General features: G+C 58.6%; 6 protein-coding genes and 1 pseudogene. 1 reads left to right on the top strand and 6 read right to left on the bottom strand.

The window, feature by feature from the left end; translation table 11 throughout:
- Window positions 1-213 precede the first annotated feature (213 nt).
- The 4 genes from ACR0LX_RS13485 to ACR0LX_RS13470 all read right to left on the bottom strand — a co-directional run bounded on the left by ACR0LX_RS13485 (window position 214) and on the right by ACR0LX_RS13470 (window position 5,645).
- Window positions 214-1,176, bottom strand: coding sequence for an ABC transporter ATP-binding protein (locus tag ACR0LX_RS13485; protein WP_480784157.1), 963 nt, complete (start codon window positions 1,174-1,176; stop codon window positions 214-216).
- Entirely contained in the window at window positions 1,173-3,053 is a 1,881-nt protein-coding gene (locus ACR0LX_RS13480; protein WP_480784161.1) for a dipeptide/oligopeptide/nickel ABC transporter permease/ATP-binding protein, read from the bottom strand. Before ACR0LX_RS13480 ends, ACR0LX_RS13485 begins: the two co-directional genes overlap by 4 nt.
- On the bottom strand, window positions 3,053-4,000 hold the full coding sequence (locus ACR0LX_RS13475) for an ABC transporter permease (RefSeq protein WP_480784156.1): 948 nt from the start codon (window positions 3,998-4,000) through the stop codon (window positions 3,053-3,055). The genes ACR0LX_RS13480 and ACR0LX_RS13475 overlap by 1 nt, the downstream gene beginning before the upstream one ends.
- A gap of 67 nt (window positions 4,001-4,067) precedes the next feature.
- Window positions 4,068-5,645 carry an ABC transporter substrate-binding protein gene (locus ACR0LX_RS13470; protein ID WP_480784155.1) on the bottom strand — a complete coding sequence of 526 codons (1,578 nt, stop codon included), beginning with the start codon at window positions 5,643-5,645 and terminating at the stop codon, window positions 4,068-4,070.
- A 104-nt stretch (window positions 5,646-5,749) separates the two neighbouring features.
- On the opposite strand from ACR0LX_RS13470, the gene ACR0LX_RS13465 reads away from it, so the two are divergent.
- Window positions 5,750-6,439 (top strand): DUF1028 domain-containing protein, encoded by a 690-nt coding sequence (locus ACR0LX_RS13465; RefSeq protein ID WP_480784154.1) that lies wholly within the window; start codon window positions 5,750-5,752, stop codon window positions 6,437-6,439.
- Here the strand turns inward: ACR0LX_RS13465 and ACR0LX_RS13460 are convergent.
- Together ACR0LX_RS13460 and ACR0LX_RS13455 are read right to left on the bottom strand one after the other, a co-directional pair.
- A pseudogene (locus ACR0LX_RS13460) lies at window positions 6,409-7,340 on the bottom strand (glutaminase). The gene ACR0LX_RS13465 and the pseudogene ACR0LX_RS13460 overlap by 31 nt on opposite strands.
- Complete coding sequence (locus ACR0LX_RS13455) at window positions 7,337-8,095, bottom strand: FadR/GntR family transcriptional regulator (RefSeq protein ID WP_480784153.1); 759 nt, start codon at window positions 8,093-8,095, stop codon at window positions 7,337-7,339. Before ACR0LX_RS13455 ends, ACR0LX_RS13460 begins: the two are co-directional and overlap by 4 nt.
- Window positions 8,096-8,169 lie beyond the last annotated feature (74 nt).

Below are 8,169 nucleotides of genomic sequence, written 5' to 3'. Positions count from 1 at the left end.
CAACCGCCACGCAAACAGGCCGGACACACGACTGTACTGACAGACCATCGCAACTACAGAAATCTCTTGCAATGCAGGAGCCATCCACACACGACCTTGAGCACGCGGCCTTGTTGCTGCGAGTGCGCCCATAGAGCTGACATTCGCTGCTTGCGCAGCTTATTTTGCATGATGTCAGGCGACGATCATGACTTGGTAATCGACAATTAGTGTTCAGACATCAGCAAGCGGATGAAAACAAGCAACTTTGGCTCCGCCTTCGGCGTCTTCCAAGGTAGGTACCTGAGATCGGCAGCGATCGGTTGCGTATGGGCACCGCGCCGCGAAGGCGCATCCGGGCGGTGGGTCCAGCGGGTTCGGGAGTTCTGTCCCTTTCGCCTCCGGCGCAGTCAATGCGCGACCGACCACCGGCGCGCTGTCGGCGAGAAGCTTGGTGTAAGGATGGCGTGGGTTGGCAAAGACAACTTCGGCGGGTCCAAGTTCAACAACCGATCCGAAGTAAAGCACCGCGATCCGGTCGCTTACCGCTTCGACAACCGCTAGGTCATGGCTGATGAACAGGTAGGTCAGATCGAACTCTTTCTTCAGATCGGCGAGTAGGTTCAAAACCTGTGCCTGCACCGAAACATCAAGCGCCGAAACCGGTTCATCGAGGATAAGAATCCGAGCATTTGCCGCCAGGGCACGCGCGATCCCGATCCGCTGGGCCTGTCCGCCTGAGAACTCGTGTGGGTAACGTTCGAGGAACTCCTCTCGCAGGTTCACGCTCGCGAAGATCTCGGCGATCCGCCTGTCACGCTCGGGTTTCGCCATGACGTGAAGCTGCTTAAGCGGCGCTTCCATGATCTGGCGGATCGTTTTTCTTGGATTGAGCGAGGAAATCGGATCCTGGAACACGTACTGTATACGTTTGCCGAAGTCCGCCGGATCCGCATTGTTGAGTGCTGCGCCTTCAATCTGGATCGTGCCAGTGGTCGGCGGCAGGAGGCCGACGAGCATTCGCGCCAGTGTAGACTTTCCGCAACCCGACTCGCCAACAATGCCGAGGGTTTCATTTTTCGTGACCGAAAGTGTGATGGGGTGCACCGCCTTCACCCAGCCGGAGGCTGCCCCAAAAAGGCTCCGCCCCACGGGGAACGTTTTCGACAGGTTGTTGAGCGTCAGTGCATCGCTCATTCTGCAGCCTCCTTGAGCGGTGTTTCGGGAAACAGGCACCGAACAGCACGTGTGCCGTTGCGTTCTAGAGGTATGTCGCTTTGGCGGCAGGCGTCCTTTGACTTATGGCAGCGGTCGGCAAAGGCGCAACCGGCCGGTAGATTGTCGACCACGGGCGGCAGGCCCGGAATGGCTTCGAGCCGTCGTTTCCCTTCGCCGAGCTCGGGAACGCAAGCCATCAGGCGCGCGGTGTAAGGGTGGCGGGGGTTGTCGAGAACATCGATGGTTTGGCCTTCCTCGACGATGCGGCCTGCGTACATGACGGCGACACGGTCGCAGAGTTGCGCTACGACTCCAAAGTCATGGGTGATAAAGACGATGGCAAGCCCGCGAGATTTTCTGAGGTCGTCGAGAAGAGCAAGGATTTGCGCCTGTACAGTCACATCGAGTGCAGTTGTCGGCTCGTCGGCGATGATGACATCGGGATCATTGGCCAGCGCCATGGCGATCCCGACACGCTGCCTCATGCCACCGGACATTTCGTGAGGGTAATCGCTGATCCGCTTCTCGGCGTTTGGAATACGCACCGCTTCGAGCAATTCAATTGCCTTCGCGCGACCTTCCTCTTTGCCAATCTGCCGATGCGAACGGATCGCTTCGACAAGCTGTTCTCCGACACGGTAAAGCGGGTGAAGTGTGGCCAACGGGTCTTGGAAGATGTAGGCGACGTTGCGCCCGCGCATGTCGCGGAGTTGTTTGTAGGGTGCACCGATAAGATCATTGCCTTCATATCGGACCGCACCGCCGGTGATGACCCCTGGCGGCGAAGCGACGAGGCCCATGACGGAAAGAGCGGTGACGGACTTGCCGGACCCAGACTCGCCGATGATGCCGAGGCATTCGCCCTCTTCGACATGCAGCGAGACGCCGCCGACAGCACGATAGACGCGGTGCTTTACGTGGAACTGCGTTTGCAACTCCTGCACTTCGAGCAGCCCCTTATCTTCGGACGCAGGGGCGGGTGCATCGCGCTTTACCATCGTCGCTGCCATAGGCCGCGACAGCGCGCCAGATTTCAGGCGCGGATCGAGCGCGTCGCGGACGCCGTCGCCAAGCAGGTTGATCGACATCACGATGATCAGGATCATGATCCCCGGCACAATCGACGTGTGCGGGTTCGCAATCAGTGCCGAGCGCGCTTCGCCAAGCATTGAGCCGAGATCAGCCTGCGGTGGCTGCGACCCGAGGCCGAGAAATGACAGGCCCGCCGTCTCAAGGATCATCCAGCCGATGGTTGTCGACATCGCGATGATGATGACCGGAATGACGTTGGGAAGAACTTCGGTCAGGATGATCCGGGCGTTCGACATACCCGCAAGCCGCGCGGCGTCGACGAATTCTTTATGTGCGATGCCGACGGTGATACCGCGAATGTTGCGGGCAAAGAACGGCACGTTCACCGCAGCCACGGCAATCAGCGCGTTGAACAGGCCCGGTCCGAGGGCTGCGACGATGGCGAGCGCGAGCAGGATATAGGGAAACGCCATCAGCATATCGACGCCGCGCATGATGATGTTGTCTGTTCGGCCACCATAGAATCCTGCGACGATTCCGATGGCGGCCCCAACGGTCGCAGCGATGATTGCCGCAGCGAAACCAACAGCGAGTGAAAGCTGCGTGCCCCAGAGGAGCCGCGACAGGAGATCGCGCCCGAGGTGATCGGTGCCAAGGAGCGCGCCGTCGGAGAACGGCGGCTTGAAACGGTTGCCGGTGTCCGTCACATCCGGGTCGGCCAGCGGCAGTAGAGGTGTCAGCAGAACCAGTAGGACCACCAGCGACAGAACGATCCCACCCGACATGGCAAGCCGGTTCCGCGCGAGCAGGCCGAGGAACGCCATCATGTCTTGATCCTCGGATCAAGCAGGCTTTGGACGACATCGACGGCGATGTTAAAAAGCACGTAGCAGGCTGCCACGAAGACTACCCCGCCCTGAACTAACAGGATGTCACGTTTGAGGATGGCATCGACCAGCATGCGACCCACGCCGGGCCACTGGAAAACGATTTCTATGTAGACTGCGCCGGATAGGACAAAGCCTGCTTGAATGCCCAGCACCGGGATGATCGAGACCATCGCGGACTTGAGCGCATGACGCCAGATTACGCCGCCTTCGGCCACGCCCTTGGCCCGAGCGGTACGGATGAAGTCCTGTCGCAAGACCTCCAACATTGCTGACCTGGCCAGACGGGCAATAACGCCGGTGGCAACGACTGCGAGCGCGATGGCGGGAAGCGTCAGGTGCGAAATGAGGGCTGCAAAGTTTCGGTCACCATATATTGGCCACATTCCCGACACAGGGAACCACCTGAGGTTCACGGCGAAGAACAGGATCATCATCATCCCAAGGAAAAACGACGGGATCGAAATGCCCAAAAGCACCACGAAGGTAATCCCTTTGTCCGCCCAGCCATACTGGTTGGCCGCCGAAATGACACCCGCGACGACACCGAAAATCGAGCAAAGCACAAATGCGGTTCCTGCTAGGACCAGCGTTGCGTTAAACCGTTCCAGCACCTCGTCGATGACCGGCCGGTTGAGCGCGAACGAGGTGCCAAAGTCGCCGGTCACCATGTTACCGAGCCAGATGAAATACTGTTGCACCAGAGGCTTATCAAGGCCGAGATCGCGGTTCAGTTTTTCGACGTTGTCGGGCGTGGCATAGCTTCCCAGGATAGCCGTCGCCGGATCACCTGGGATCAACGTCATGATGAGAAAAACGATAATCGTTATACCAAACAGCACAGGGATCGCTGAAATCAGTCGTTTCAGAATGTAGCCCGCCATCAATCACCCCGAGTGCTTTAGGAGAAATGTGGAGGGGCAAACTCGCGTGTTTGCCCCCCAGGGAGGATCAGTTTTTTGTAACGTCGTCGAGAAGCAGGAAGAACGATGGCTGAAGCGCAAAGTCTCCGACTCGATCGCTTGTGACAGCGTTCTGTTTCCAGTTCGCAACAAAAACCCAAGGCGCATCTTCCTGAACGATGGTTTGCATCTCTTTGTAGAGAGCTGCGCGTTTGTCCTGATCGGTCGCAGCGCGGGCCGCTTCGAGCAATTCGTCGACCTTCGGGTTGGAATAGTAGCCTGAGTTGAACCCGCCTTCTTCCGGCCAGGCCGAGGTGCGAAGTGCCAGGAATGGCAGCGTATCCGGGTCGTTCGTCATCCAAGCCATCTGCGCCATGTCAGCTTTGCCTTCGAGGCCAGGGTTCACGTTCCCGAGGAAGGTATTCCACTCGTAGGTCTCGATCTTTACGTCGAATCCCACGGCTTCCAGGTCGGCCTGCATCGCAGTACCCATGGCGACCGGATCAAGCATGCCCGAGCCGCCTTCGGTTACGTAGAAAGTTAGCTCTGCGCCTTCGACACCGGCTTCGGCGATAAGTTCGCGCGCCTTGTCGGGGTCATATGGATACGGCTCCAGATCGGGGTTGTAAGCCCATGCGAACGCCGGCGGCGTAGGACCGGCCGCAACATCAGCCGTGCCTTCTAGAACGTCGTTAACGATGGCTTCCTTGTTGATCGCGTAGTTCGCGGCCTGACGCGCGCGGACGTCGGCAAACGGTCCTTCTTTCGCGTTCAGGATCAGGAACCAGACGTGCGGTCCAGCCTGTTCATGAACGGTGTATTGAGCGCCTTCGAACTGGCTCAGCGCGACTGGCGGAACCTCGACCATAAGGTCAATGCCGCCTGCCAGCATCTCTGCTGTCCGCGTGTTGGCATCCGTGATCGGGCGGAAGACGACCGCTTGAAGCGAGGGTGCGCCGTCCCAATAATCGGGGTTGCCTTCAATCACCACCGCCTCATTGGCGCGCCATTCGGCGAAGGTGAACGGACCCGTTCCCGAGGGATTGCGCCCAAAATCGGCGCCGTGCTGTTCCACGGCAGCGGGCGAAACGATCAAACCGGTCGGGTAGGCCAGGTTTGACAGGAATGGCGCGTATGGAGCGTTCAGTTTGAATTTCACCGTGAGGTCGTCGACCACCTCGACGTTTTCGACAGCCGAGAAGAAGAATGCCAGCGGGAACGGGCCAGTGTCGTGATACGGATGTCCTTCGTCCAGCATTCGGTCGAAGTTGAACTTCACCGCTTCAGCGTTGAAAGGGCTACCGTCATGAAAGGTCACGCCCTCGCGCAAGTTGAAGGTGTACTCCGTGCCGTCTTCGGAAATCGCCCAATCCGTCGCAAGCGCGGGCTCAACTTCAAGCGTGCCATTCTTGTAGCGCACAAGTCCGTCGTAGACATTCATCAGTATCCGGAAATCATTGACCGCGGTGACCGCCGCCGGATCGAGCGCTTTTGGCTCCGCGATCTGCCCAACAATAAGGACGCCGGGCGGCGTTTGGGCTGTGGCGCCACTGACCGCTCCGAGGGCCAGCGCTATCGCCGCACCCGAAGCCAGCAGTGTCCGTCTTGTGAAAGAAAAGAGCGACATTGGCTTTACCTCCGTTGTGATGTTCTTAGAATATTTTTCATGATAAATTGCATCAGGCCAAATTTTCATGATAAATTCAAGCCCACTTGCAAGGAGGTGCCCAAGTGACGATCTCAATCCTGGCTTTTGACAAAGAAACAGGCAGTTACGGGGGTGCAGCAACCACGGGAAGCCTCTGCGTAGGGGGGTGGGTGCTCCGCGGAGACGCCGAATCAGGCCTCTCAGCATCGCAGGGATCATTGCCTTCAACGATGTGGGGGACAGATACTCTCGCCGCCATGCGGGCCGGGAAAAGCGCCAAGGATGCGGTCTTGGGCGTCGTAAACGCCGACGCGGGACGAGCGCAGAGGCAACTCGCGGCGCTCGATCCGAAGGGTGGAGTTTTCGCCTTCACCGGGGAAGACAGCATCCCTGCGGCGAGAAGCCGTTCTGGATCGAACGTCATAGTAGCCGGAAATCTTCTGAAGAGTGATGACGTGATTGACGCCTGTTTCAATTGCTTCCTAGCCACCGAAGGCTCTTTTGCCGAACGACTTTTGGCCGCGCTCGAGGCCGCTTCACTAGAAGGCGGTGACAGCCGGGGGCTGCTGTCCGCCGCTTTGCTGATCGTCAACCGCAGCGCAGCACCGCTGACCCTACGCATCGACAAAAGCGCTACACCGCTTTCTGACCTGCACGCCCTGCACCAGGCCACAACGTCCGGCACATACGCGGACTGGGCTATGCTCGTCCCAACGCTTGACGACCCCGAACGCGCAGAGCCTTACCTTGAAAAGGCGGACCAGCCCGTCTGATCCGCAAGATACTCGGCCAGCCGCGTACCGACCTTCGAATTGCCATAGCGATCCAAACCGGGCGACCAGACGGCAATCGATGCCCGCCCGGGCGCGAAAATCAGGATTCCACCACCTACGCCGCTTTTGCCCGGCAGACCGACGCGAAACGCAAACTCCCCCGAACCATCGTAGTGGCCGCACGTCATCATGAGCGCACAAATCCGGCGCGCACGTTTTTCTGATATAAGCCTTGCGGCATCAGGAAACTGCGCCAGAACCGAACCCGCACGGGCGAGTTGCACGCAGCTCATCTCGATCGCACACTGGTGACAGTAGGTGCCGAGAACCCGCTCGGGCGTATTCGACAGATTTTTATGCGATTTCAGATAATGAGCGAGCGCAAGGTTCCGATGCCCTGAGGCCTTTTCCGACTCCGCCACACGCTTGTTGATGTGAATGTCGTCGTCCTGCGCCGCTGCGCGCGCAAAACGAACAAGCTCGGCGAGTGCGTCTTTAGGCTCTCGGCCACCAATCATGGCGTCCGTAGTGACAAGCGCTCCTGCGTTGATAAACGGGTTGCGCGGGCGCCCCTCCTCTCGTTCCAGCAACACCACGCTGTCAAAAGCTGTGCCAGAGGGCTCGCGCCCTACGCGCAACCAAAGATCATCGCCGACGCGCCCCAGAACCGCGGCCAGGGCAAAACCTTCGAGACACCCTGGATAGAGAGAGGCGTTTCGGCTTGCCCTGCCCGCAAGTCCAATCCGTCAGGCAGAGCGATCGCGACCCCAACCTGATCAGGCGCGATCGAGGCCAACTCGGGGATGTAGGTCGCAACCTGCCCCCAATCGGCCTTTTCAATTGCTTCTGCGACCCCTTGCTCGGCAATCTGCTGTAAACCGGCAAACGTGGTGGAAATCACTCCGCGATGAACCGCTTCATAACAACGGCCTCCTGATCTTCCATTAGGCGGCGGGCGAGTTTCATGTGCTCCAGCATGATGTCCCTCGCGCGGTCAGAGTCGTCTTTTCGCAACGCCTCGATCAGCGCGATCTGGTGGTCTCGGCCTTCGCGCCAAAGCTTGTGGTTCGGCTTGGAATAAAGGCGCTTGTAGACCGTCAACTGGGTTAGAATCTCTGCAAGAAACCCAATTATGAACCCAAGGATCGGGTTCTCGGCATATTCCGCCAGCTTGGCATGAAAAAGAAGTGAGTCGACATGCTGAGCGCGCTCTTCTTCGGCTGATTCCGCAGGGGTATCGTAGCGCATCGTAATTGCGCGAAGCTCCTGAAGCTGATGCTCTGACAACCGCCCAGCGAGCGACGCAGCGTTCTCCGGTTCAAGAGCCACGCGCACTTGATAGATGTCGTCAATGGAGACGTTCTTGAAATAGAAGAAGTTAGCAAGCAGCGCGTGCGCGCGCTCTGTCGTCACTTCGCCGACAAAACTGCCACCGCCAGGGCCCGTCTTCGTGGCGACAAGACCTTGCGCTTGCAACAGCCGCATGGCCTCGCGAATTGTCCCTTTGGACATCTGAAACCGTTCGATGAGTTCAGGCTCGCTGGGCAGGCGATCCCCCGGCTGAAGCCCTTGCTCGACCACCCAAGACTTGATTTCATCGGCGACCTGAATGGGGCGCGATCTCTTCCGTTTCGTTTGTGTTTTCTGCGAAGCCAAGGCGCTCCTCACGTTTTTTGTAGCGTAACGGCGCGATCGCCGTTAAACCATGGAATCAATTTATCATGATAAAT

It is taken from the genome of Ruegeria sp. CH11 (assembly GCF_056537105.1).
Note: the sequence above shows the minus strand (reverse complement) of the source record. Positions and strands in the feature narration are given on the sequence as shown.